The 1,278-nt window shown below is 73.6% G+C and carries 2 protein-coding genes and 1 pseudogene; all 3 read right to left on the reverse strand.

Annotated elements, in window-relative coordinates; genetic code table 11:
• Window positions 1–74: 74 nt before the first annotated feature.
• Window positions 75–482 (reverse strand): phage holin family protein, encoded by a 408-nt coding sequence (locus VR44_RS16140; protein ID WP_045948193.1) that lies wholly within the window; start codon window positions 480–482, stop codon window positions 75–77.
• Between the two features lie 82 nt (window positions 483–564).
• Window positions 565–1,113: a phosphatase PAP2 family protein gene (locus VR44_RS16145; RefSeq protein ID WP_045948194.1), complete on the reverse strand. Its 549-nt coding sequence runs from the start codon at window positions 1,111–1,113 to the stop codon at window positions 565–567.
• Window positions 1,114–1,148: 35 nt separating this feature from the next.
• Window positions 1,149–1,278 (reverse strand): annotated as a pseudogene (locus VR44_RS47210) (ribonuclease BN); the annotation flags it as partial.

The following is a 1,278-nucleotide window of genomic DNA, read 5'->3' on the forward strand; positions in this document are numbered from 1 at the left end:
GAGCTGCTCGCGAGTGTGCTCGACCTGCTCGCGCAGCTGGTCGGGGGTCGGCTCGTCGGCCTGGGGCTGGTTGCTCATCGGTGGGCCTTCTCCTTGATCGTGGCCACATCGGCCTTGACGCTGTCGATGGTCTTCTCAGGGGCGGGAGAGCCTGCGCGGGCGACCTGTTTCCTGCCCGCCAACCCCAGCAGTGCGGCCACCGCGGCCAGCGCGGCGCCGATGATCAGGGCTGATGCCCACAGCGGCAGGACCAGGGCCAGAGCCGCGATCGCGGCGGCCACCAGGGCCTGGGCGGCCAGGACGCCGACGAGGCCGGCGCCCCCGAACAAGCCCCCGCCCAACCCGTAGCGTTTGCCCTTCTGGGTCATCTCCGCGCGGGCCAGCCGCATCTCTTCCCGGACCAGCTCCGAGATCTGCTGCGACGCCCGCGTCACGAGCTCGCCCACCGGCGCGTCACTGCCGTGGCTTCCCATGGCGCTCATCGAACTCCTCACCTTCCTCCACTGGTCAGGGGTACCCGGGGCGCGCATACCCCGCCCCCCGCCGATTACCCACCAGGACAGGTCATGGCCGACAGCGGACCAGAAGACGGGGCGCCCTACGGACCAGGGCCGCGGCCGCGCCGCCGATCACGGCACCTGCCGCCACGTCGGAGGGGTAGTGGGCGCCGCTGTGAACCCGTTCCGCGGCCACCAGCACGCTGGGGACCGCGCACGCGGCCGCGGCCCATGGCCACGACGGCGCCACGGCGGCGGTGAAGGCGACGGCGGCGGCGGTATGGCCGGAGGGGAACGACGAGCTGTCCGGCCGGTCCGCGACGTCGTCGTGCGGAATCCATTCCGTCGGCGGCCGGCGTCGCTCCACGAGCTGCTTGGCGACCCCGTTCGAGAGCACCTCGGCGACCGCCATCGCCAGCACCCCGGCGGCTGCGGCCTTACGGCCTCGCCAGCCACCTGCGGCCGCCATCAGCAGGGCGGCGGCCCACCAGAGCTTCGTGTGCTCGGCCGCTTCCTCGACGGCAGGCAGCGTCCGGCGCGCCGCCGGGGATTCCCAGGCGGCCATGCGCCGCGTCAGCCGGTGGTCACGGTCCCGCAGACCGGCCGGCACCCTCATGCTCCCGTGGCTCCGCTCATGCCGTCGTCTGGTGCTCAGTCCAGGCGGCGATGGTCTTCCTCGCTCCACTCCCGGGTGTCGCGCGGCTCGACGTAGGGCTCCTCCTCCGCGGGGAGCCCGCCGGCGATCGCGCGCTGGCGCACCATCTCGGCGTCGAACTCCAGG

The organism is Streptomyces katrae (assembly GCF_000966975.1).
GTDB classification, from domain to species: domain Bacteria; phylum Actinomycetota; class Actinomycetes; order Streptomycetales; family Streptomycetaceae; genus Streptomyces; species Streptomyces katrae.